At 31.0% G+C, this 25414-nt stretch carries 24 protein-coding genes; 22 read left to right on the forward strand and 2 right to left on the reverse strand.

The genetic code is table 11. The features are described 5' to 3' along the window. Positions 1-15: 15 nt before the first annotated feature. Positions 16-1746, reverse strand: a complete 1731-nt coding sequence (locus tag DWZ69_RS05810; protein WP_117999521.1) for an NFACT RNA binding domain-containing protein — start codon at positions 1744-1746, stop codon at positions 16-18. A 289-nt stretch (positions 1747-2035) separates the two neighbouring features. Between DWZ69_RS05810 and DWZ69_RS05815 the strand changes: the two genes are divergently transcribed. The 15 genes from DWZ69_RS05815 to DWZ69_RS05885 all read left to right on the forward strand — a co-directional run bounded on the left by DWZ69_RS05815 (position 2036) and on the right by DWZ69_RS05885 (position 14681). Beyond that, positions 2036-2914 carry a YicC/YloC family endoribonuclease gene (locus DWZ69_RS05815; protein WP_117999522.1) on the forward strand — a complete coding sequence of 293 codons (879 nt, stop codon included), beginning with the start codon at positions 2036-2038 and terminating at the stop codon, positions 2912-2914. A 13-nt stretch (positions 2915-2927) separates the two neighbouring features. Then, positions 2928-3554 (forward strand): guanylate kinase, encoded by a 627-nt coding sequence (gene gmk, locus DWZ69_RS05820; RefSeq protein WP_117999523.1) that lies wholly within the window; start codon positions 2928-2930, stop codon positions 3552-3554. Between the two features lie 2 nt (positions 3555-3556). Then, complete coding sequence (rpoZ, locus tag DWZ69_RS05825; RefSeq protein WP_117999524.1) at positions 3557-3802, forward strand: DNA-directed RNA polymerase subunit omega; 246 nt, start codon at positions 3557-3559, stop codon at positions 3800-3802. Between the two features lie 50 nt (positions 3803-3852). Continuing rightward, positions 3853-5178 (forward strand): 30S ribosomal protein S12 methylthiotransferase RimO, encoded by a 1326-nt coding sequence (gene rimO / locus DWZ69_RS05830; RefSeq protein WP_117999525.1) that lies wholly within the window; start codon positions 3853-3855, stop codon positions 5176-5178. 16 nt (positions 5179-5194) lie between these two features. Continuing rightward, positions 5195-5731: a CDP-diacylglycerol--glycerol-3-phosphate 3-phosphatidyltransferase gene (gene pgsA, locus DWZ69_RS05835; protein WP_117999526.1), complete on the forward strand. Its 537-nt coding sequence runs from the start codon at positions 5195-5197 to the stop codon at positions 5729-5731. Between the two features lie 15 nt (positions 5732-5746). Then, positions 5747-7030: an aminotransferase class I/II-fold pyridoxal phosphate-dependent enzyme gene (locus tag DWZ69_RS05840; RefSeq protein WP_117999527.1), complete on the forward strand. Its 1284-nt coding sequence runs from the start codon at positions 5747-5749 to the stop codon at positions 7028-7030. A gap of 210 nt (positions 7031-7240) precedes the next feature. Then, positions 7241-7435: a hypothetical protein gene (locus DWZ69_RS05845; protein WP_117999528.1), complete on the forward strand. Its 195-nt coding sequence runs from the start codon at positions 7241-7243 to the stop codon at positions 7433-7435. Positions 7436-7603: 168 nt separating this feature from the next. Then, positions 7604-8656, forward strand: a complete 1053-nt coding sequence (recA, locus tag DWZ69_RS05850; RefSeq protein ID WP_117999529.1) for a recombinase RecA — start codon at positions 7604-7606, stop codon at positions 8654-8656. Continuing rightward, a complete protein-coding gene (locus DWZ69_RS05855) occupies positions 8656-9279 on the forward strand; it encodes a regulatory protein RecX (RefSeq protein ID WP_118436433.1) in 624 nt (207 codons plus the stop codon). The genes recA and DWZ69_RS05855 overlap by 1 nt, the downstream gene beginning before the upstream one ends. 131 nt (positions 9280-9410) lie before the next feature. Continuing rightward, positions 9411-10964 (forward strand): ribonuclease Y, encoded by a 1554-nt coding sequence (gene rny / locus DWZ69_RS05860; RefSeq protein ID WP_117999531.1) that lies wholly within the window; start codon positions 9411-9413, stop codon positions 10962-10964. A 257-nt stretch (positions 10965-11221) separates the two neighbouring features. Then, entirely contained in the window at positions 11222-12016 is a 795-nt protein-coding gene (gene proC, locus DWZ69_RS05865) for a pyrroline-5-carboxylate reductase (protein WP_118436435.1), read from the forward strand. A 9-nt stretch (positions 12017-12025) separates the two neighbouring features. Next, positions 12026-12565 (forward strand): NUDIX hydrolase, encoded by a 540-nt coding sequence (locus DWZ69_RS05870; protein WP_117999533.1) that lies wholly within the window; start codon positions 12026-12028, stop codon positions 12563-12565. A 37-nt stretch (positions 12566-12602) separates the two neighbouring features. Next, positions 12603-13055: a hypothetical protein gene (locus DWZ69_RS05875; RefSeq protein WP_118436437.1), complete on the forward strand. Its 453-nt coding sequence runs from the start codon at positions 12603-12605 to the stop codon at positions 13053-13055. 403 nt (positions 13056-13458) lie between these two features. Beyond that, the gene (xerA, locus tag DWZ69_RS05880; RefSeq protein WP_118436439.1) at positions 13459-14349 is read left to right on the forward strand and encodes a site-specific tyrosine recombinase/integron integrase; all 891 of its coding nucleotides are present in this window, start codon (positions 13459-13461) and stop codon (positions 14347-14349) included. 80 nt (positions 14350-14429) lie between these two features. Then, a complete protein-coding gene (locus tag DWZ69_RS05885; RefSeq protein WP_118436441.1) occupies positions 14430-14681 on the forward strand; it encodes a hypothetical protein in 252 nt (83 codons plus the stop codon). 184 nt (positions 14682-14865) lie between these two features. Here DWZ69_RS05885 and DWZ69_RS05890 read toward each other — a convergent pair whose 3' ends face one another. Then, complete coding sequence (locus DWZ69_RS05890; protein ID WP_118436442.1) at positions 14866-15894, reverse strand: 3-deoxy-7-phosphoheptulonate synthase; 1029 nt, start codon at positions 15892-15894, stop codon at positions 14866-14868. 456 nt (positions 15895-16350) lie between these two features. Between DWZ69_RS05890 and DWZ69_RS05895 the strand changes: the two genes are divergently transcribed. The 7 genes from DWZ69_RS05895 to DWZ69_RS05925 all read left to right on the forward strand — a co-directional run bounded on the left by DWZ69_RS05895 (position 16351) and on the right by DWZ69_RS05925 (position 25388). Continuing rightward, complete coding sequence (locus DWZ69_RS05895) at positions 16351-18609, forward strand: LTA synthase family protein (protein ID WP_158573364.1); 2259 nt, start codon at positions 16351-16353, stop codon at positions 18607-18609. A 59-nt stretch (positions 18610-18668) separates the two neighbouring features. Next, positions 18669-19904 carry a D-alanyl-D-alanine carboxypeptidase family protein gene (locus DWZ69_RS05900; RefSeq protein WP_118436446.1) on the forward strand — a complete coding sequence of 412 codons (1236 nt, stop codon included), beginning with the start codon at positions 18669-18671 and terminating at the stop codon, positions 19902-19904. Positions 19905-20108: 204 nt separating this feature from the next. After that, positions 20109-20852 (forward strand): segregation/condensation protein A, encoded by a 744-nt coding sequence (locus tag DWZ69_RS05905; RefSeq protein ID WP_022165305.1) that lies wholly within the window; start codon positions 20109-20111, stop codon positions 20850-20852. Positions 20853-20854: 2 nt separating this feature from the next. Continuing rightward, the gene (gene scpB, locus DWZ69_RS05910; RefSeq protein WP_118436448.1) at positions 20855-21421 is read left to right on the forward strand and encodes an SMC-Scp complex subunit ScpB; all 567 of its coding nucleotides are present in this window, start codon (positions 20855-20857) and stop codon (positions 21419-21421) included. A 203-nt stretch (positions 21422-21624) separates the two neighbouring features. Beyond that, the gene (locus tag DWZ69_RS05915) at positions 21625-22836 is read left to right on the forward strand and encodes a D-alanyl-D-alanine carboxypeptidase family protein (protein WP_118436450.1); all 1212 of its coding nucleotides are present in this window, start codon (positions 21625-21627) and stop codon (positions 22834-22836) included. 141 nt (positions 22837-22977) lie between these two features. Then, positions 22978-23811 carry a diaminopimelate epimerase gene (gene dapF / locus DWZ69_RS05920; RefSeq protein WP_117999542.1) on the forward strand — a complete coding sequence of 278 codons (834 nt, stop codon included), beginning with the start codon at positions 22978-22980 and terminating at the stop codon, positions 23809-23811. Between the two features lie 101 nt (positions 23812-23912). Beyond that, positions 23913-25388, forward strand: coding sequence for a UDP-N-acetylmuramoyl-L-alanyl-D-glutamate--2,6-diaminopimelate ligase (locus DWZ69_RS05925; protein WP_118436452.1), 1476 nt, complete (start codon positions 23913-23915; stop codon positions 25386-25388). The last annotated feature ends 26 nt before the right edge of the window (positions 25389-25414 follow it).

Here is a 25414-nt window from a genome sequence, read left to right on the forward strand (position 1 = left end):
ATATTTTGCCTTACTTTAGATCTCTTTTATATTGTCGATATTAGGCTCCGCAATCATGGAATAATTGGTATGATAAATAACAAATCCCGGCATTGCACCGGCAACTTTCTTTACATGCTTTTTCTGAATATAGTCTATTTCAACTTTATCCTGGTTTGAACCTTTGGAATAGAAAGCTGCAAGTCTTGCGGCCTCTTCAAAAGTGTTATCAGGCAATTCCTGATTGTTGCATTTTACAATTACATGTGAGCCAGGAAAGGATTTGCTGTGGAACCACCAGTCATTTCCAGTTGCAACTTTAAAAGTAAGATGTTCATTTTGAATATTATTTTTGCCAACGTACATATCAAAGCCATCTGATGAAATAAAGTGCAAAGGTTTGCTATTATTTTTAGCTTTCTTATTGGTATGTTTTTTCTTTATAAAACCTGTCTGAACCAATTCTTCGTTTATTGCTTTTAAGTCATCTTCAGTAGTTGCCATGTCTATTGCAACGTTAATTGACTCAAGATAGTCAATTGAATTTTTTGTTTCGACTATAATTGTTTCCAAGGCCTCGCTGGTTCGCTTTAATTTTGAATATTTATTAAAATATTTTTTTGCGTTTTCAATAGGCGAAATAGTAGGATCCAAAGTGATTTTAACTGTTTTACCATTATAGTAGTTGACAGTTTCAAATTCTTTAGAACCTTCTTTTATTGAGTAGCCATAGGTTGTTAAAAGGTCACCATATTCTTTGAATTTGTCTTTTTTTTCTGTGTCCTTTAACTGTTTTAACTGTATGTTGTATTTTTTGTTATCTCGCTCTAGAGCATTAGTTACAATTTTTCTTAAATCTACAGATTTCTGTCTCATTCTTGTGTATAAGTTCTTTTTAGAATAATATGTTTCAAGTAAAGTGCTTATACTTTCAAAGGATGTTGTTGTGCAGTCACTGTAAGTTGACAAAATGGTTACACCATATTCCTCAGGTTTTCCGTTTTTTTCGTAAATTGTAGGTATAAAATCACAATTTTTAACTTTGTTAATTAGCTGATAAAAATACATCCAAACGATGTTCTGATCCCCATGTTCTAAAACATTAGCAGGCATTGATGAATCAAATTTGCCCTCATAACAAATGTTTTCAGCAATAGTAGGACTGATACCTGTAAAAGATGTATAAATAGCTTTTGACAAAGGCATAGGCTTTGAAAAAACTGTTTTAAAGAAAACTTCCTTTTCTACATCAAGAGGATTAAGCTTTTCAGAGGTATGAGGAATGAAATATTCTTTTCCCGGTAGAACCTGTCTGACTGAACTCATAATTGAATTAACATGCTTAATGCTGTCCAAGATGGTTCCTTCGTTTACAAAAATAATATTGCTGTGTTTACCCATTAATTCTATGATTAAGTGTTTGGTTTTTATGTCGCCTAATTCATCTAAATGCTGTATTTCAAAATCAACAATTCGTTCCAGCCCCGGCTGGGTAATTGAAATAATACGTCCATTATTTATATGTTTTCTAAGAAGCATACAAAAATTAGGTGCGGTAAGAGGAGCCGGTTTGTTTTTATCTGTAAGATATATTAAAGGAAGACTTGCGTTAGCACTTATCAGTAAACGATATTGATTTTTACCATTCTTGATTGTAAGTAATAATTCATCGCTTTCTGTCTGTGCAATTTTGTATAATCTTCCATTAAGTAATTTATCATTAAATTCTGCTACTAAAGCAGAAATGGTAACACCATCAAATGCCATATAATAATCTCCTTTAAAATTAAAAAATAAATTTTTTTACATCACACTTATTTTATAGGTTTTTAGTGTTATTTGCAAATTATTATGTTATTAAAATTCAACATTAAAACTTGTACCTGATTTTTCTACATTTTATTAGTAAATAATATTCCTGTTTAGATGCAGTATTTGAAAAATAATATCTGTATTAAAGGGAAAGTGTTACTTATATTTAAGTGTAACTTGACGGTCGTGTTTATATGAATTATAATAAATAGAACTGTGGATAAATGGACACAGAGGAGGAAAGATGCTAAAAAGTATGACAGGATTTGGCAGAGCTGAAGTTTCTGAAGGTGATAGAAAGGTCACCGTTGAAATGAAATCTGTTAATCATAGATATTTGGAATTAGGTATAAAGGTACCTAGAAAATTAAATTTCCTTGAAGGAAATGTTCGTAATGAAATGAAAAAATTTGTTAGCAGAGGAAAGGTTGATGTATTTATTTCCTATGAAAATCTTGGCAAAGGTGACGAATGCATAAGATACAATTCAATGCTTGCAAAAGAATATTTTGATTGTTATGAACAAATCAGCAGAGAACTTGGGTTAGAAAATGACGTAAAAACAAGTTACATAATGAGAAGTCCAGATGTAGTTACAATAGAGAATGCACAGGATGATGAAGAGGCAATTGAAGCTTTGGTAATTAAAGCAATTGATGAAGCTGTTATTAAGCTAATAGAAACGAGAGAAGAAGAAGGCAAACGTTTACAGGCTGATTTAATTTCAAAACTTGACGGTATGATTGAAAATGTTAAGTTTATTACAGAAAAATCCCCGGTTATTGTTGCTGAATATAAGGAAAAGATTACAAATAAGATTCATGAACTGTTAGAAGACAGTCAAATTGATGAATCACGAATTGCTCAGGAAGTTATAGTTTTTGCTGATAAAGTATGCGTTGACGAGGAGCTTGTAAGACTAGATAGTCATATTAAGGCAATGCGCGAAGATTTGCTAAAAGGCGAAACTGTTGGAAGAAGACTTGATTTTATTGCACAGGAAATGAACAGAGAAGCTAACACTACATTGTCCAAAACAAGTGATCCTGAAATATCAGACCATGCAATTATGTTAAAAACTGACATTGAAAAAGTCAGAGAACAAATACAAAATATAGAATAAAAGAGTGTGTATTATGAAAAAAGGTAAATTATTAGTAATTTCCGGTTTTTCCGGTGTTGGAAAAGGTACTGTAGTTAAGTATCTAAAGGAACATAAGGATACTTATAAGGTTTCGGTTTCAGTAACAACAAGAGAACCAAGACCAAATGAAATCCCAGGAGTTCATTATCATTATATTTCAAATGAACAGTTTGAAACGATGATTAATGAAAACAAACTTTTAGAATATGCCGGATATGTTGATCATTATTACGGAACACCAAGAGAATTTGTAGAAACAAATCTTAACAGTGGAAATGATGTAATATTAGAAATTGAAACAAAGGGTGCTTTGCAGGTAAAGAAAAATATGCCCGAGGCAATTTTGATTTTTATATTGCCACCGAGTGCTGATGAACTTAGAAACAGATTGGTCGGTCGTAATACAGAAACAGAAGAAGTTATTAATGACCGTTTGAAAAAGGCGGCAGAAGAAACTGATAATATGGAAAAATACGACTATTTCGTATTAAATGATGAAGTTGAAAAATGTGCAAAGCACATTGAAAATATAAAAAATGACAACAATCCTCAGTCTCTAGACATGGATTTTGTTAATCAAATAAAAAGCGAAATATTAAAATTCGCCGAAAGGAGATAAAAATGTTACACCCATCATATTCAGATTTAATGGCAGTAGCTAATAGTGATGTAGAGGACGGTGAACAGCCGGTTGTACAGAGCAGATATTCAATTGTTATGGCTACATCAAAGAGAGCAAGACAGATTATTGCAGGTGACCAGCCACTTTTAGACAAGGACGCTGAAGGTATGAAACCATTGTCAATTGCTGTAGAAGAATTAGCAGAATCTAAAATTAGAATTTTAGGAGATGACGAAGAAGAATAAAGTGTCAACAGACACTTTATTCTATTTTAAAGTTTAAGGAGTTTATATTTTTGAAGGTACTTTTTATTTCATTAGGTTGTGACAAGAATTTAGTGGATTCAGAGCATATGTCCGGAATCTTATCTAAAGCCGGTTATGAATTTACTGACGATGAAAGAGAAGCAGACGTAATTGTTATTAACAGTTGCTGTTTTATAAATGATGCCAAAGAAGAAAGTATTAATACTATTTTTGAAATGGCAAGATACAAAGAAGAAGGAAATTGCAAGGCGTTAGTTTTAGCCGGTTGTCTGGCTCAAAGATATTATGAAGAAATAGATGAAGAAATTCCTGAAATTGATATTTGTATAGGAACTACAGCCATAGACAGTATAGCCAATGCCTTAAATGAATTTTTTATAAACAGGAAAAATATTCATGTTATTAATGATATAGATAAATTAGCGGGAGTTAATGCTCCAAGAAACCTTTCAACAGCAGGCAATTACGCATATTTAAAAATTGCCGAAGGTTGTGATAAATATTGCACATATTGTATTATTCCAAAGATTCGTGGAAATTACAGAAGTGTAGATATGGATGTACTTATTGAAGAAGCAAAGGATTTAGCAAACAGAGGTGTAAAAGAACTTATATTAGTGGCTCAGGAAACAACAATGTATGGTAAAGATATTTATGGAAAAAAATCTTTGCATATTCTATTGAAAAAATTAGCCAAAATTCAGGGAATTCAGTGGATAAGAATTTTGTATTGTTATCCTGAAGAAATCTATGATGAGTTAATAGAAACCATAGCTACTGAAAAGAAGATATGCCATTATTTGGATATTCCAATACAGCATGCCAGTGACGATATTCTTAAACGTATGGGAAGAAGAACTTCCAACAAACAGTTAAGAGAAATCATTGGTAAGTTAAGAAAAAGAATTCCTGATATAATTTTAAGAACAACTTTAATTTCAGGTTTTCCCGGAGAAACACAGGAAGACCATGATATATTAATGAAGTTTGTAAATGAAATGGAATTTGACAGACTTGGTGTATTTACTTATTCACCTGAGGAAAACACACCTGCAGCATCAATGCCTGATCAAATAGATGAAGAAGTTAAAAATTTCAGAAGAAATGAAATTATGGAACTTCAGCAGGACATTGTTTTTGACACTACAGAAAAATATGTAGGAAAAGAATTTATAGCAATGATAGAAGGAAAAATTTCCGGCGAACATGCCTATATAGCAAGAACATATATGGATTGTCCGGGAGTTGACAGTAATATATTTGTTATGACAGATGAAGAACTTATGACTGGTGATTTTGTAAAAGTTAAAGTCACAGGTACAAATGATTATGACTTAATAGGCGAACTGATATAGCCGGTAAGGAGACAAAATGAATTTAGCAAATAAATTAACAACATTCAGAGTTTTATGTATTCCAATTTTCGTTGTATTTATGTTAATTGAATCAATTTCATATAATTACTATTTAGCGGCAATTGTTTTTATTGTTGCAAGTATAACTGATTTGTTTGACGGAAAAATTGCTCGAAAGTATCATTTAGTAACCAATTTTGGAAAATTTATGGATCCTTTGGCAGATAAAATGCTTGTTAGTGCAGCACTTATTTGTTTAACACCAAAAATGATACCATCATGGGTGGTAATAATTATAATTAGTAGAGAATTATTTATTAGTGGTTTTAGAATGCTTGCTGCTGATCAGGGCATTGTTTTAGCAGCCGGTTGGTGGGGCAAATTTAAAACTGCTTTCTCAATGGTTATGATTATTGTACTTATTGTTAATACACCATTAAACAATTCTGTTTTATATATTATTGGACAGATTTTAATATGGATATCATTGGCACTTACAATTATTTCTATGATTGAATATGTGTCTAAAAATTTTAATGTTTTAAAAAATTAATTTGGAGGAAATAATATGTTAGCTTACAGTGAAATGAGCAAGGATGAATTAAAGAAAGAACTTGAAGGTTTAAAAAAAGATTATGAAGAGATTTGTAAAAAGAATATAAGTCTTGATATGTCTAGAGGTAAACCTGGCAAAGAACAGTTAGACTTAAGTATGGATATGTTAGATGTTTTAACAAGTGAGTCTGATGTACATGCATCAAATGGAATTGATTGCCGTAATTATGGCGTTTTAGGTGGTATTCCTGAGGCAAAGAAAATGATGGCTGATATTATGGGTACAACAGAAGATCATGTTATTATATACGGAAATGCAAGTTTAAACATAATGTATGACTCTATTTCAAGAGCTTATTCACATGGTGTATTAGGATGCACACCATGGTGTAAGCTTGATAAAGTAAAATGGTTATGTCCTGTACCAGGATATGACAGACATTTTGCAATTACAGAATACTTTGGTATTGAAATGATAAATATTCCTATGAATGCAGATGGACCTGATATGGATATGATTGAAAAATTAGTTGCAGAAGATGATTCAATCAAGGGTATTTGGTGTGTTCCAAAATATTCAAATCCAACAGGTATTTCATATTCAGATGAAGTTGTAAAGAGAATGGCAGCACTTAAACCTGCAGCAAAAGATTTTAGAATTTATTGGGATAATGCATACGCTATTCATCATTTATATGAAGATAGACAGGATGAAATATTAGATATTATTTCAGAATGTGAAAAGGCAGGAAATCCTAATTTAGTATATGAATTTGCATCAACTTCAAAAGTAACATTTTCAGGTTCAGGTGTAGCTGCAATGGCTTCTTCAAAAGAAAATGTTAAGTCTATTTTGGAACAGATGACAATTCAGACAATTGGTTATGATAAAATGAATCAGTTACGTCATGTAAGATATTTCAAGAATTTTGATGGTGTAAAGAGACATATGATGAAACATGCAGAGAAAATGAGACCAAAATTCAAAGCTGTTCTTGATATGTTAGAATCTGAATTAAAGCCATGTGGAGTTGGAGAGTGGACAAATCCTAACGGTGGATACTTTATTTCGTTTAATGCAATGGAAGGTTGTGCAAAGAAAGTTGTTTCAATGTGTAAGGATGCAGGTATGGTATTAACAGGTGCAGGTTCACCTTTCCCTTATGGAAAAGACCCTGAAGACAAGAATATTAGAATTGCACCTTCATTTGCAACGCCAGATGAATTAAAGGAAGCTAGTGAAATCTTAATAATTTGTACAAAGATTACAGCTCTTGAGAAAATTCTTGGTTTATAAGAGAAGTATAAGATTATAAGTTTTAATAACATGGGTTGTTGTATGTTGCTTTAAATTTAATTATTTAAAGATAACTTTGTAAAGTGAAACATATAAAGAGAAAATATATAAAAGTAAAAAACTATTATAGAATGATTTATTTAAGATGACAGTTAAGTTGTTTGCGTAAATTTTTTATAATAGTTTTTTACATAATGGAGATAAAAAATAATGTCAAATAAATTTGTAGATGACCTTTTAAAATTTGAAATTATTAAAAATAATGATTTGGTTTGTAACGATTGTGAATATTGTTTTGATGATGAAAAGTTACCTTGTAATACATCAAAATGTATGATATATGAAATGAAACCAGACGAAGTAATCGATGGCGGTGATTGCATGGAATATGAAAAGAGAATATAATTACCTTAACACAAAGTAACATAAAAATAAAAGTTAAACATATAAGTAAAGTGTTGCATAATAGTAAAAAAACATATATAATATTTATTAATTAATTGTTGACACAAAGAACGGATTGTACTATTATACTTATATAACGAACATAGGTTCGAACAGAAAGGACTAATTATGAATAAAGAAGAAAAATTAAAAGCATTAGATGCAGCAATATCTCAAATAGAAAGACAGCATGGAAAGGGTGCTATTATGAAACTGGGAGATTCGGGAAAGATTAACGTAGAAACAATTCCAACAGGCTCTCTTAGCTTAGACTTAGCATTAGGTTTGGGTGGTATACCTAAGGGTAGAGTAGTAGAAATATACGGACCTGAATCAAGTGGTAAGACTACAGTAGCTTTACATATGATAGCAGAAGCACAGAAAAGAGGCGGTGTGGCAGGATTTATTGATGCAGAGCATGCCTTAGATCCTGTATATGCCAAGGCAATTGGTGTAGATATTGATAATTTGTATATTTCGCAGCCAGATTACGGTGAACAGGCATTGGAAATCACAGAAACAATGGTTCGTTCAGGAGCTGTAGATATCATTATTGTTGACTCTGTTGCAGCATTAGTTCCTAAGGCAGAAATCGATGGGGATATGGGCGATTCTCATATGGGACAGCATGCCAGATTAATGTCACAGGCATTAAGAAAATTAACAGGTATAATGAACAAAACAGGTTGCACAGTTGTATTCATTAACCAGTTAAGAGAAAAAATTGGTGTAATGTTTGGTAATCCTGAAACAACAACAGGTGGTAGAGCGCTTAAGTTCTATGCATCAGTCAGACTTGATGTAAGAAGAGTTGAAACATTGAAGGCTGGTGGAGAAATGGTTGGTAATAGAGCCAGAGTTAAAGTGGTTAAGAATAAGATTGCACCTCCTTTTAAAGAAGCAGAATTCGATATTATGTTTGGTAAGGGAATCTCAAAAGAAGGCGATATTTTAGATTTAGCTGCTAAGAGTGGAATTGTTATAAAGAGTGGTTCATGGTATGCATATAATGGCGAAAAGATTGGTCAGGGACGTGAAAATGCAAAGAAATATTTTATGGAACATCCTGACATCATGGAAGAAGTAGATGCAAAGGTAAGAGAGTTTTACATTCATCCTGAAGGTGAGGAAGAAACAGAGGCAGAATCTAATAACACTGAAAAAGCATCTGAGGAAGAATAATGCATAGAATTATTAAAATGGAACCTGTTGGAAATCGCTTTAAAATAACCTTGGATGGAGAGTTACAGTTCTATCTATATAAAGGTGAGGTAAGAAGATTAAAATTAATTAAAGATAATGAAATTTCCCATAGAGAATACAACGATATTATGGATATTTTATACAAAAGAGCCCGAGAAAGGGCTCTTTATATTCTAGATGATTCTTATAAAACAAGAAAACAAATTATAGATAAGTTAAAGTCAGGTTTGTATCCTGATAATATAATTTACAAAGTTGTTGAATATTTAGAAGAGTATAATCTTATTAATGACAAGAGATATGCCATGTTATATCTTGATTACAAGAAAAGCGTTTATAGTAAACGAAAAATTATACAGGATTTATATACTAAAGGAATCTCAAAAGAACTTATAGATGAAGCTTTTATGGAAAGTGATTTTTCGGAAGATGATTCAATTTCTAGTGTATTAAAAAAACGTGCAAAAAGATATGATTTGTCTGATTCAAAGGATTTGCAAAAACTTTATAGGTATTTAGTTGGAAAAGGATATTCTTTTTCAATGGTAAAAAAAGCAGTTGATAACTATATTTTGGAACAGAAAAATTCTTTTTATGAGTAATGAAATCACATAATGCAAATATATAGAAAATCAGTGTTTTAGAACTACTACTTTGCTTGACATTAAACGGGTAATAAAGTAAAATGGATATGTTGTAATGTACAATGAAAATTAAATAAGGAGGTGCTCCTGTGAATACTACTACTTGGATTATCATACTTGTTGCAGTGATTCTCGTGGACACTTTGATTTCAGCATTAGTTGCAATTTCTATAAAGAAAAATTCTGATGCAAAGAAAATTGGTACTGCTGAGGATAAAGCTCGTGGAATTATTGACGATGCAATTAAAACAGCAGAATCAAAGAAAAAAGAAGCTCTTTTAGAAGCTAAAGAAGAGAATTTAAAAACTAAAAATGAGCTTGATAAAGAAATCAAAGAACGTAGATCAGAAGTTCAACGATATGAGAAGCGTGTTCTTAACAAGGAAGAAGCAGTTGAGAAAAAATCAGATGCCCTTGATAGGAAAGAAAATAGCTTAAAATCTCGTGAAGAAGAATTAAACAAAGCTAAGGAAAAAGTAGAACAATTAAGCGAACAGCGCATACAGGAACTGGAGAGAATCTCTGGATTAACCTCTGAACAGGCAAAAGAACAATTATTACAAACTGTTGAAGAAGAAATTAAGATTGAAACTGCAAAATTAATTAAGGAACATGAAAAACAGGCCAAGGAGGAAGCTGATAAGAAAGCTAAGGAATTGGTTGTTAATGCAATTCAGAAATGTGCAACAGACCATGTTGCTGAAACAACTATTTCTGTAGTTTCATTACCTAATGATGAAATGAAAGGTAGAATAATTGGTAGAGAAGGAAGAAACATCAGAACTCTTGAATCTCTAACAGGTGTTGATTTGATTATTGATGATACTCCTGAAGCAGTTGTTTTATCAGGATTTGATCCAATTAGGAGAGAAGTAGCCCGTATTGCTCTTGAAAAACTGGTTGTTGATGGAAGAATTCAGCCAACTAGAATTGAGGAAATGGTTAATAAGGCTCAAAAAGAAGTTGAGACTATGATTAGAGAAGAAGGCGAGGCAGCAACTCTTGAAGTTGGTGTACATGGAATTCATCCGGAACTTGTTAAACTTTTAGGAAAGATGAAGTTTAGAACAAGTTATGGACAAAATGCCTTAAAACATTCTATTGAGGTTGCTCTTATCTCGGGTCTATTAGCTTCAGAGCTTGGATTGGACGTTAGAGTAGCAAAAAGAGCAGGCTTATTACATGATATTGGTAAGGCTGTTGACCATGAAAAAGAAGGTACACATATTCAGTTAGGTGTTGATTTATGTAGAAAATATAAAGAATCAGCTACAGTTATTAATGCGGTTGAAGCTCACCACGGTGATATTGAACCTGAAACATTAATAGCATGTATTGTACAGGCTGCTGATGCTATTTCTGCTGCAAGACCTGGTGCAAGACGTGAAACAGTACAGACTTACACAAACAGACTAAAACAGTTAGAAGACATAACGAACTCATACGAGGGAGTTGATAAATCTTTTGCCATTCAGGCAGGTAGAGAGATTCGTATTATGGTTATACCGGAAAAGGTTAGTGATGCTGACATGGTATTAATGGCTAGAAATATTGCAAAGCAAATCGAAGATGAGCTTGAATATCCTGGTCAGATAAAGGTTAATATCGTGAGAGAATCAAGAGCCATAGATTATGCAAAGTAAAATCTACGATAATAGGAAATGTGAGAAATCGCATTTCCTTTTTTTATGTAATAAGAAATTTCTGCAGAATTTCTTATTACATAAAAATGTTCCACTAGGGATGCACCCTTGCACAAAAGAAAAAATATTGCAAAAGCAATATATGCTGGGTGCGTAGAATGTCGCAAGCGACATTCTTTAATACATAATAAGAAATTCCACCACAGGATAACAGAATTGTGCTATAATTTTTATAGACTGAAAAAATAGGAGGAAATATGTTTAAATTAGGTTTTATTGGAATGGGAAACATGGGCAGTGCTATATTAAATGGAGTTTCTAAATTATATAATAAGGATGATATAGTATTCCATAGTAGTACCAAGAAAAAAATGGAAAAGATAAGTGAAGAAACAGGTGTTAAGTTTTTTAATAACAACGAAGAAGTTATAAAGAATAGTAAGTACATAATATTAGCTGTTAAACCACAGATGTTTGAGAGTGTTTTGCCACAGGTAAAAGAAAATATTGCACAGGAATCTGTAGTTGTTTCACTGGCACCAGGGGTTACAATTGAACAATTGGAAGATATGTGTGGAACTAAGAAGATTGTAAGAACAATGCCAAATACTCCTGCAATGGTAGGGGAAGGCATGACAGGCGTATCCTACAATGAAGAATTTTTCTCTCAAGAAGAAAAAGAAGAAATTGAGAAAATTTTCTCATCATTTGGGAAAATGAGAGTTGTTGAGGAAAAAATTATGGATGCAGTTGTATGTGCAAGTGGCAGCTCTCCGGCATATGTGTTTATGTTTATAGAAGCATTAGCAGATAGTGTTGTTAAATGCGGAATGAAAAGAAGTGATGCGTACGAGTTTGTGACCCAAACTGTTTTAGGTTCTGCAAAGCTTATGCTTGAAACAAACGAACATCCGGGTGTACTGAAGGATAATGTATGTTCTCCAGGTGGGACAACAATTGCAGCGGTTGAACAGTTAGAAAATAATGGTTTTAGAAAAGCACTTTTTGCCGCAAGTGATGCATGTTATAAAAAATGTAAGGGTATTGAATAGGGTGATGAAATGGAAAAGTTTAAACGTATTAATAGAGAAAAAGTTTATGATGGAGCAATATTAGGATTCTGTAAAGATGAAATTATTACACCGGAAGGAAAGAAAGTATATTGGGATTTCTTGCAACATAAAGGTGCCGCGGCTGTTATACCGGTAATGTCTGATGGTAGAATTATTATGGTAAGACAGTGGAGAAATGCCATTGACAAGTATACTTTGGAAATCCCGGCTGGTGGAAAAGATTCGATTGATGAACCAACATTGAAATGTGCGGCTCGTGAATTGGAAGAAGAAACAGGATATAAGTCAGGGAAAATTGAATTTTTACAAACATTAGCTCCGGCAGTTGCATATTCAGGTGAAAAAATAGATGTGTATGTTGCCTTTGATCTTGAAAAAACACATCAACATTTAGATCCTGATGAATATATTGATTTAGAAGTTTATACTGTAGAAGAATTAATTGAGAAAATTTTAAGCAATGAAATCAATGATGCAAAAACAATATCATCTATTTTGACTTACTATCATAAATATTGTACAAAGTAATATAATATATAAAAGTATTAAAGGTATATTATGATAAATGAGCCTAAATAAAGTATTTGCAAATTATAAAGTCTATGGAATTGTAATTGGAGCTTTTATTGGAATAATAGTTTACAATACAATAGCCATAGATTTTTTTGCAAGAAGAGAAGAAATTATATATACTGAACAATTAATTAATATATTTATTATTATGCTATGCAACAATCTGAAAAGATATATATTTATATGTATACCCAATTTCTTGAAATATAGAGAAGCTTTTTGGGCAGTTTTAATATTTGTATATACAATAAAATTTACAGCAACACTTGTTATTGCTATAAGGTTGTCAGATATCTCATGGGTTATATGCAGTTTTAGATGGTTTGCATTTTTAATAATGATTATGTATGAAACATATTGTAAGAAAAAATATAAAAGATTAGCATCTCTATCTTTTCTTGTTGCAACTACATTTATTGAAAGCTTTCTTATAAATATTTTCTAAAATAGTACAAATTAATTAAAAATAATTCCGAACTATAAAATAATTAAAATAGTTCCCAATTTTATAATAGTAAAATATTACAAAGTTAAATATAAAATCAATCTAAAAGCATAGATGAAAAAATATACAATATGATATGAAAATATTAAATAGACTATTAAAAACAGTAAAAAACATTTAGAAAAATATTATGAAAAATTATTAAGAAAATTTATCAAGAAAAAATATTAAAAATATTGAGAAAATCACAAAAATTACTATATATTGTTTCTTTCAAAAACCTCAATAATATATGTTGTATAATGTACATATTATGGTAAACAGATAGGTAAAAAAACAATTTGATTTTATAAAAAAACACTTATATAATAGGGAATACAGCGATAAGAAAAGGGATAAGTATATGCAGGATTTAATAAATGAATTTGTTTTACAATTGCATAAAAAGAAGAATATATCTCCCAATACAGAAGAATCGTATATTCGAGATGTAAGGAAATTATTTGAATATTTTGAAAAGGAAAATAAGAAAGTTCAAATTAACACTATTTTAAAAGAAGATTTGGAAGAATATATTATTCATTTACAAAGTATAGGAAGAGCGCCAACAACAATTTCCAGAACAATTGCATCCATTAAAGCGTTTTTTAATTTTCTGTATACAGAAGCATATATAGAATTTAATCCGGCGGCTAATTTAAAATCACCTAAAATAGTAAAGAAGATACCGGAAATACTTTCTGTAAAAGAAATTGACTTGCTTTTAAGTCAACCATCGGGAATAACACCAAAACAGTTAAGGGATAAGGCTATGCTTGAATTACTGTATGCGACAGGTATGAGAGTTACAGAACTTATTACATTGAAAATAACAGACGTCAATATTAATGTTGAAAAGATTACATGTCATGATCGAAAAAAAGATAGGGTTCTTGAATTTGGTCAGGAAGCACACAAGGCTTTAACTGAATATTTGGAAGAGGGAAGACCACAGTTGATAAGCAAGAATATAAAAAGTGATGTGCTTTTTCCTAATTGCGCCGGTGGAGAAATGAGTAGACAGGGGTTCTGGAAACTGCTAAAAAAATACGGTGAAAAAGCTGGAATTAACAAGGATATAACACCTCACACATTAAGACATTCCTTTGCAGCACATTTAGTTGAAAATGGTGCGAATTTAAAGGTTATACAGAAAATGTTGGGGCATTCAGATATATCAACTACACACATGTACATGGAAACAGGTAGTAGTAGAGTAAAAAATATATATGACAAGACACAAAACATTATATAATGACTTATGGTAAGATTAATAATCAGCTTTTAGTGTGCGGATTGCCATATATATATTAAAGAGGGAAAGGAGAACTAAAGATGAATAAAAATTATGCTGAAAAAATGACGTACATAGCAAGAATTATAGGTGTTATTGTAATGGTAATTGGCATTGCAATTGCTTTTGTGATAAATATTAAATATCAGAACAGATATGAACTAGATGCATTATCAGAAGTTAATTATGGCATTGGCATTGCAACAGTATTTTTCTCGATTGTTTTAGGAACTTTGTTTATTTTTATTGGTGAGATTTTTAAGTTTTTTATTGTACAGAACGATAATAAATAATATAACATAAGTAGAACAGACAGTTAAAAAAGGAACGTTTACTTAACAATTATATTTAACCGATAAAATCGGCTAGGTATAATAAAGTAAACGTTCCTTTTATTTTCAGAATTATATATAGAAATTTAATGTATTAAAATTCTATAAAAGATTTGAATTCAAATTTAAATCACATTGTCTTTTTTTATGCTTCTTCAGCAATGAGGTAAAGTAATTTTTCTGTATCTTCCCAGCCTAAACATGGATCTGTAATAGATTTACCATAACAATGACCATCAACAGGCTGATTTCCACCTTCAATGTAGCTTTCAATCATTAAACCTTTAACAAATCCTTTTAAGTCCTTTGAATGTTTACGGTTATGCATGATTTCTTTTGCAATTCTAATTTGTTCCATATATTTCTTGTTTGAATTTGAATGATTACAGTCAACAACAAGAGCAGGATTTGCAAAACCTTTTGCAACATATTTTTCATGTAAATTCACCATATCTTCATAATGGTAGTTTGGAATGCATGAACCATACTGGTTTACGGCACCACGTAAAATTGCATGGGCTAAATCGTTCCCTTCAGTTTGAACATCCCAACCTCTATATAAGAATGAATGTGAAGCCTGTGCAGCTTCAATAGAGTTTAACATAATTGAAATATCTCCACTTGTAGGATTCTTCATACCAACAGGAATATCTAAACCACTTGATGTAAGACGATGCTGCTGGTTTTCAACTGAACGGGCACCGATTGCAACGTATGATAAGCAGTCTGAAAAATATCTTGCATTTTCAGGATAAAGCATTTCGTCAGCAATTGGTAATTTTGTATCTTCCATAATCTTTAAAAACATTTGACGAATTGTGATTAATCCCTGTAATAAATCAGGTTTCTTTTCAGGATCAGGCTGATGTAACATACCTTTATAGCCTTTACCTGTTGTACGTGGTTTATTTGTATATATTCTAGGAATAATATAAAGTTTATCTTTAACTTCTTCCTGAACTCGTGCTAATCTTTGAACGTAATCCTCAACAGCTTCCTGATTATCTGCTGAACAAGGGCCGATGATAACAGCAAATTTGTCACTTGCACCTGTGAAAATATCACGAATTTCTGCATCGTTCTTTTTCTTTTGTTCTGCTACAGCCTCAGGAACAGGATACATAGTCTTGATTTCCATTGGTGTAGGTAATTTCCTAAAAAATGTACTTCCCATAATGTCTCCTTAAATATTAGTTATATAAATTTGTCTAAAATTATGATGCATAATCATAAAGCAACATAAAATATGCTAAACAATTATAACATAAATTCATAATTATGCAAAAGTAGTATAACATATATATAAAATAATTCAACGGTTTAAAGTGTGAAAATCATAGCAGGATACTTGGATTTTTATAAAAATACTATCTAATAAAAATAGTCATATTTTTTTCAAATATTTTGTTTATAGTAAACACAGTTACTGTCTTATTATTGTAAATATATAAGTAATCTTTTAAGGAATACGATGAAGTGCAATAACTATATTTACCATAATTATATAGGAACAAGACGAGAGTAAATATCAAAAATAACTTGAAAAAAATGTGAAATGTTGTATCATTGTGAAAGGGTACGCCCTAAAAAGAAATGTTTTTCTATATATTTATGTAATGGAGGAAGAATATTGGATAACAAAAATAAAGATATAAAATCAAATGAAAAAAAATCGGACAATGAAAATGTGGATAAAAAAATAGATGAAAAGAAATCAGATAATGAAATAGATGAAACAATATTAGATAATGAAAAAATAAAAAAAGATATTACTAATATTATTCAAAAAGGGAAAGAAAGATACAAAACTTACAGAGCTTTCTTTGCTAAAACATACAATAAACACATAATTTATATGTATATAACAATTGCCCTGTTGGTCAATCTATTAATCGAAATGATGGCAAGAGGTTCTTTCCTGAAAGGAATTTATTTCTTGATTGGTTCACCTTATGTATTTTTATGCAATTCAGTAATTATTTTGATGACACTGTCGGTTACATTGTTAATGAGAAGACGACTTTGGGGGTTATCTTTAATCTCTGTTATATGGATTATATCTGGTATAACAAATGCTGTTTTACTTGCAAACAGAGTAACGCCTTTTACTGCAGTGGACTTAATGCTTATTGATAGTGGCTTGGGCGTTATTACAAAGTATTTTTCATTTTTTCAAATTATTTTAGTAATTCTTGCTTTAATATTTGTAATTGCATTATTGGTTTACGGATTTTTTAAGGCACCAAAAGTCAGACATAGAATAAAATATCCAAGAAATATTATTGGAATTTTAATAATATGGTTAATAGGTTTTGGAACTTTATCCCTTGGTTTAGGTTCAAATTTAATATCGCTTAAGTTTGGAGAATTAAGAGTTTCCTATTACCAGTACGGTTTTGTTTATTGTTTTTCAAATAGTTTGATTAATACAGGAATTGCAAAACCAAACACATATTCAAATAAAGAAATTAAAAAGATTGTAAAAAAGAAGGATACAATCAAATTAAGCAAGGCAAAGAAAAAACCGAATATTTTATTTTTGCAGTTAGAATCATTTTTTGATATGAACAATATGAAAAATATTAAGTTGTCAAAGAATCCTGTTCCTAATTTTGAAAATCTTCTTAAGAATTATCCAAGTGGTTATTTTAATGTGCCAATTGTTGGTGCAGGAACTGTAAATACAGAATTCGAAGTAATGACAGGTATTAATTTGGATTTCTTTGGACCGGGAGAATATCCTTTTAAAACAAAATTAGTTGATACTACCTGTGAAAGTATTAGTTATAACCTGAAAGAATATGGTTATAAGTGTCATGCCATTCATAATAATACAGCTACATTTTATGGTAGAAATCAGGTATTTGCAAACTTAGGCTACGATACTTTTACAACAATTGAAAATATGGATGTAAAGAAGTTTACGCCTATGGGCTGGGCTAAAGACAAAATATTAACTAAATATATTATGGAAGCTCTTAAGTCCACAAAAGGTCAGGATTATATTTACACAATATCGGTTCAGGGACATGGAAGCTATCCAACAGATGGTAACTATAAATATCCTATAAAAGTCAGTGGTGATGTTGATGAAGCTACAAAGAATAAATATCAATATTATGCTATGGAAACATATCAGATGGATAAGTTTATAGGTAAACTTGTTAAGACTTTAAGTGAATTCGATGAAGACACAATTCTTGTAATGTATGGTGACCATCTACCAAGTTTCGGCTTAAGTGGAGAAGATTTGGTAAATGGGGATGTTTATCAGACACAGTATGTAATTTGGTCTAACTTCAAAAATGATTACTACAAAAATGAAGACATTGAAGCTTATCAGTTAGAATCAAAGATTCTTGGTGGATTGAACATGAATGCCGGTGATATTAATAAATATACACAGGAACACAAGAATGATGATAGCGAATCGTATCAGGAAGGATTAAAAAATCTTGCCTATGACCTGCTATATGGTGATAATTATGCCAGCAATGGTACGAATCCTTATAAGCCAACAAATATACAGCTTGGTTTGCATGAAGTGAAAGTTAGTTCGGTTACACCGACGTATAACTCTGACGGTAAGGTTTGTGTATACGGAAAGTATTTTACAAACTACAGCAAAGTTTATGTGAACGGTGAAAAGAAGGAAACAACATTTGTTGATAAAAACACCTTGACTATCGATTATCCTGATTTGAAAAATGGCGACCAGATTTCGGTTTACCAGCAAAATTCTGATGATCATGTATTGTCAAAAACTGAACCGTATACATTTACTGATGATGAATTAGCACCGAAAACAACTTCTTCTAAAAAAGCTGTTTCATCATCAAAAAATAAAAAACAAAAAAATAGCAAGAAAAAAACTAAAAATACAAAATAAAATAGCATATAAGTTTTAAAACTCCATTACAATATATAAAGATGTAATGGAGTTTTTTTATGAAAAAAATTATTGCGTTTATATTAATAATGGCTTTGACTTTAAATTGTACACAGGGGAATGCAATGGTCAAAGGACAAAATAATGATAAAAGTATGTCTAAAAACATTACTAAAAATGTTGCTAATTCAAATGTGGAAAATGATACTGCAAAGGATGAGTATAATGCAAAGTCCTATGTTTTAATGGAAGCTAAATCAGGTAGCATTATTAAATCCAATAACGAAAATGAAAAATTAAGTCCTGCAAGTATTACAAAGATTATGACTTTGATTTTGATATTTGATTACATACATAGTGGCAAAATAAAGTTAGGGGATATGGTTACAACAAGTGCAAAAGCTAAAAGCATGGGTGGGTCACAGGTCTTTTTAGAAGAAGGTGAACAACAGAATGTGGAAACTTTAATAAAATGTATAATCATCGCTTCCGGTAATGATGCTTCAGTTGCTATGGCAGAACATATTGCAGGAAGTGAGGAAGAATTTGTAAAACAAATGAATACAAGAGCAAAGAAACTTGGTATGAATAATACAAACTTTATAGACTGCTGCGGTCTTACTGATTCGGATGATCATTATACTACAGCAAAAGATGTGGCAACAATGTCCAGAGAGCTTATTACAAAGTACCCGGAAATATTTAAGTATTCAACAATATGGATGGAAATGTTTACTCATAAAACTGCTAAAGGTGAATCAAAATTTATGCTTACCAATACAAATAAGTTACTTAAAGTAAATAAGTATGTAAAGGGCTTGAAAACGGGCAGCACCTCTAAGGCTAAATATTGTGTCTCTACAGTTGCTGAAAAAGATAATGTGGAATTAATTGCTGTAGTAATGGCTGCTGCTGACTACAAGGAAAGATTTAATATATCCCAAAAACTTATAAACTATGGTTTTGCAAATTGTAAAGTTTATACAGACAATAAAAAATATAATGGAAATATTAAAATATCCAATGGGAAAAAGGAAAGTTTAAAAATTAAAAAAACTGATTTTAGTTATGTTGATACAAAAAATAATGATTTATCGAAAATAAAAAGAAAAATCAGCATCAGGAAAGACCTTCAGGCACCGGTAAGAAAAGGTGAGATAGTAGGCAAAGCCTCATATTACTTAAAAGGAAAGAATATCGGAGAAGTAAATATAGTATCAGAGGAAAGTGTAAATAAAATAAACTACGGTTTTTCATTAATTAAATGCATGCAGATGTTTTTTAGAATTGGATAATTAGGTATATGATAAAATCAGACAACTACAATGCATAATCATATTATATAAATACACTGGATAACTACGCTAGATAACCACATTAGTTAATTGCGTAAGATAACTGGATTTGATAACGTATGTATAATAAAAGTTGAAAAAAATCTGATTTTTTTGTACAATACTATTTTGAGTAAAAATATAAATTATGAGGATTAATATTTAATGGAATTAGAAGTAAAGTTAGAAGCGTTTGAAGGTCCGTTGGATTTGCTTTTACATTTGATTGAAAAAAATAAGGTTGATATATACGATATACCAATCGTTGAAATTACAGAACAATATTTGGATTATGTAAGTAAAATGCCAAAAGATGATTTAGATCTTGCAAGTGAATTTCTTGTAATGGCTGCAACTCTTATTGATATAAAAAGTAAAATGCTCTTACCTAAAGAAATTGACGAAAATGGGGAAGAAATTGATCCAAGAGCCGAACTTGTTGAAAAATTAATTGAATATAAAATGTATAAATATGCATCTGTTGAGTTACGTGACATGCAGGTTTATGCCGGAAAGTCCTTATACAAAGAACCTACAATTCCTGAAGAAGTTAGCAAGTATCAGCAACCTGTTGATTTAGACCAACTTTTAGAGGGGGTTGATTTATCTAAACTTAATGAAATATTTCAGATGGTTTTAAAACGTCAGGTAGATAAAATTGATCCTGTTCGTAGTAAATTTGGAAAAATTGAAATGGAAGAAGTAAGTTTGCCGGACAAAATTGATTATGTGGCAAACACTGTAAGGAAAAAGAAAAAATGCAGTTTTAAACAATTACTTGAAAAATCAAAATCAAAAGTTGAAGTTATTGTTTCTTTTTTGGCTGTTTTAGAATTAATAAAGATAGGAGAAATTGAGGTTCATCAGGAGAAAACTTTTGGTGATATATATATTGACTCAATAGTATAATTATGGAAATAAATTACAAAGCACAGGTAGAGGCGATTCTTTTTACAATGGGAGAATCGGTTGAAAAAAATAGAATTGCAAAAGCTCTTGACATAACACAGGGACAATTGAAAAAAATTGTAAAAGAAATGCAGGAAGATTATGCAAAGGATCACAGAGGAATTAAAATCATAGAATTGGAAAATTCCTATCAGTTATGTACAAAGCCTGAATTATATGAAACTTTAATAAGAGTGGCTAAGCAACCTAAGAGACAGGTTTTAACAGATGTCATGATGGAAACATTGTCAATTATTGCATATAAACAGCCTATTACTAAGTCAGAAATTGAAAGAATAAGAGGCGTTAAATCTGATTTCGCGGTTAATAAATTAGTAGAGTATATGCTTGTTGAGGAAGTTGGCAGATTGCAGACTCCAGGAAGACCACTTCTTTTTGGAACAACGGAAGAATTTTTAAGAAGATTTGGAGTTGAGTCTTCAGATAAATTACCAATTATATCTCCTGATATGATTGAAGAGTTTAAACATGAGGCAGAAGACGAAATAACATTGAAATCAAATGACTAATAAAATTATGCTTAAAAAATCAGAAGAATAATTAAAGTTAAGAAATAGATATGTATTTTGGCAACAAAGTAAGAAGAATAAATAAGGAAAAAGAAAAATGATATGTATTCCTGTAATAAAGCAAGGAGACATATCATTTTTTGTGTAATAAAAAATAAAACCATGAATATATTTAATAGATAACAATTAAACAGGTATATGGTATGCTACGTGAGAAAACAATATTTATTAAATTAACTAAAATAATATTTACCAAATCAACTAAAACATCAAAAAGAAAATTAAGTAGAATGGTTATATTTGCTCTTTTGTGTTCTTCTATAAATTTTGTAAATAATACATATGCAAAAGAGAGAAGTATAGATGAAAGTGATTTGTCAGCCAAGGCTGCTGTCTTAATTGATGGTGAAAACGGTAGGATTCTTTTTGGAAAAAATGAAAAAGAAAAAAGAGCAATGGCAAGTACCACGAAAATTATGACTTGCATTGTAGCACTGGAAAACTGCAAAGCAAATCAAGTTGTGGAAATAAGTTCAAAGGCTGCATCCATGCCGAAAGTGAAAATGAATGTTATGAAAGGAGAGCAATATTACCTGAAAGATTTACTATATGCAATGATGCTTGAATCTTATAATGATGTAGCTGTTGCAGTGGCAGAGAGCATTGGTGGAAATATTGAAAACTTCGCAAAGATGATGAATGAAAAAGCAAAAAAAATCGGTGCAAATAATACAAGTTTTGTAACTCCAAACGGGTTAGATGCAAAGGAACATTATTCCACAGCCTATGATATGGCAAAAATTGGAGCCTATGCCATAAAAAATAAAAGTTTTTTAGAAATTATAAATACCAAAAAATATAATTTGACGGAAATAAAAAACAAACGTAACATAACTGTGTTTAATAAAGACAATTTTTTGAATTTAGAAAATGATGCCATAGGAATTAAAACAGGCTTTACATGTAATGCAGGATATTGCTTTGTAGGTGCAATAAAAAATAATGGTCGGACATTTGTGTCCTGCGTTTTGTCTTCCGGTTGGCCACCAAATAAAGGGTATAAATGGAAGGATACTATTAAACTTATGGATTATGGAAAAGATAACTACGAATTCAAGAATATTATTGAAAAGAACAAACCGATAATGCTACCTGTTGAAAACGGAATAAAAAGTGAAATAAAATGTACTTTCGATTCTTCGCTGAAAGCACTTGTTAGTAATGAAGATAAAATAAACATAAAAACAAAAATAGATTACAAATTTCCTATTAATGTTAAAGATAAAGTAGGAAGCGTGTGGGTTTATATAAACAACAAAAAAGTAAAAAACATTAAAATTATCTCAAAAGAAAAAGTATATAAATTTGATTTTACTTATTGTTTAAGAAAAGCTTTTTCGTATTTTATTTTGTAAGAAAATAGTAAAAGGAATAAAGCAAATATATTGTAATATTAACTTTATTTATATAGTTAGATGTGGTATATTTAAAGCTAATGTGGGTGTAAAAAACTTACATGAATAATGGTAGATGACGACGTATATTTAGGAGGCATTATGGAATTTACAAAAATGCAAGGGTGCGGAAACGATTATGTTTACGTGAATGGTTTTGAAAATAAAATTGATAATCCAAATAAATTATCAGAAATAGTTAGCGACAGACATTTTGGCATTGGCTCAGATGGACTTATTGTTATTAATCCTTCAGAAAAGGCAGATTTTAAAATGAGCATGTATAATGCAGATGGTTCAGAAGGAAAAATGTGTGGCAATGGAATTAGATGTGTGGCAAAGTATGTTTATGATAACAAGATGACTGATAAAACAACAATTACAGTTGAAACTCTTTCAGGTATAAAAACTTTAGAATTAAATGTTAAGAATGATAAAGTTGAAACTGTAAAGGTTAATATGGGAACACCTATTTTGTTACCAAAAGATGTGCCGGTTGTTTCTGATAAAGATAAGGTTGTTGACGAGCCTATTGTTATTGATGATAAAGAATATAGAATCACATGTGTTTCAATGGGAAATCCACATGCTATAACATTTATAGAGAACACTGATGATTTGGAAATAGAAACAATTGGACCGAAGTTTGAAAATAATCCTATTTTCCCAGACAGAGTTAATACAGAATTTATTCAGGTATTAGACAGAAATACAGTTAAGATGCGCGTGTGGGAAAGAGGTTCAGGTGAAACATTTGCCTGTGGTACAGGTGCCTGTGCAACAGTTGTGGCCTGCGTGCTTAATGGATTAACAGACGACAAAGTTACAGTGAAACTTTTAGGTGGCGACTTGTTTATTGAATATAACAGAGAAGAAAATACTGTTTATATGACAGGTCCGGCAAAAGTTTCTTTTACAGGAAAAATTGAAGTTTAAGTTAGTGGAAAATGTACTAATAGCTTTATGTGTAGGCAATGTTATACAGAAGGTTTGTACACGAAAATATTTATACAAAGTTTTTTAAAGAAGGCGGAAATATGTTATTAAAAGATTTATTGGAAAAACTTGAATATAAAGTTGTAAATGGTGATGATTCCGTAGAAATCAATTACTTACAGAATGATTCAAGAAAAGTAGAAAAAAACGATGTTTTTGTTTGCATTAAAGGTGCAGGTTTTGACGGACATAAATTTGTCAAAGATGTTTATGATAAAGGCGCAGTAGCTGTAGTAGTTATGGAAGATGTAGAACCTGTAGAGGGGCTTACAATAATTAAGGTTGAAGATACAAGGCTTGCTTTGGCATATATGTCTGCTGCATATTTTGGCAATCCTGCAGAAAAAATTATTACTGTAGGTATTACAGGAACAAAAGGTAAAACAACTACTACATATATGGTAAGACAGGTTCTTGAAAGTGTTGGTATTAAAACAGGTTTAATCGGTACAATTGAAACTATTATTGGCGATAAAGTTATACCGGCAAAAAATACAACACCTGAGTCCTATGTTGTACAGGAAACTTTTGCTGAAATGGTAAAAGAAGGTTGTAAGTGTGTTGTAATGGAGGTTTCATCACAGGGACTAATGCTTCACAGAGTGTCAGGCTTTACATTTGATTATGGTATTTTTACAAACATTGAGCCGGACCATATTGGCCCAAATGAACATAAGGATTTTGATGATTATCTAAGATGCAAGAGCATGTTATTGAAACAATGTAAACATGGCATTGTAAATATGGATGCAGATTTTATTGATCAGGTTCTTGAAGGTCATACCTGCGATTTGGAAACATTTGGTGTTAACGGAGATTATGATTTTAAGGCTTCTGATATTAATTTGTTTACTAAACCTGGTTGCCTATGTGTTTCATATAATTTGTCAGGCAAGATGAACTTCTCGGTGGAAATTCATGTTCCGGGAAATTTCAGTGTATATAATTCCCTTTGCGCTATTGCAATTTGTAGTCATTTCACACAGGATATTGAGGCGATAAAACAGGGACTTTTAGATGTTAGGGTAAAAGGCCGAGTTGAAATTGTACCGGTTTCAAAAAGATTTACTTTAATGATTGATTATGCTCATAATGCCATGAGCTTAGAAAGTCTTTTGACTAGTTTAAGAGAGTACAATCCTAAACGTTTGGTAACTGTGTTTGGCTGTGGCGGTAACAGGTCAAGAGACAGACGTTTTGAAATGGGTGAAGTTTCATCAAAACTTGCAGATTTTACAATAGTAACATCTGATAATCCAAGATTTGAAGAACCTATGGATATTATAAATGACATTTTAGTTGGTATTAAAAAAGGTGACGGAGAACATGTTACCGTTCCTGATAGAAAAGATGCTATCAGATATGCAATACAACATGCAAAAGACGGCGATGTAATTGTTCTTGCAGGTAAAGGACATGAAGATTACCAGGAAATTAAAGGTGTTAAACATCCAATGGATGAACGTGTTTTAATAAAGGAAATTATTAATGAAGATGAAATAAAAGCAATTTTGTAAATAATAACTAATGAAAGAGAGAATTT

The sequence above is a fragment of the Eubacterium sp. AF34-35BH genome, from assembly GCF_003477765.1.
Lineage (GTDB): Bacteria > Bacillota > Clostridia > Lachnospirales > Lachnospiraceae > Eubacterium_G.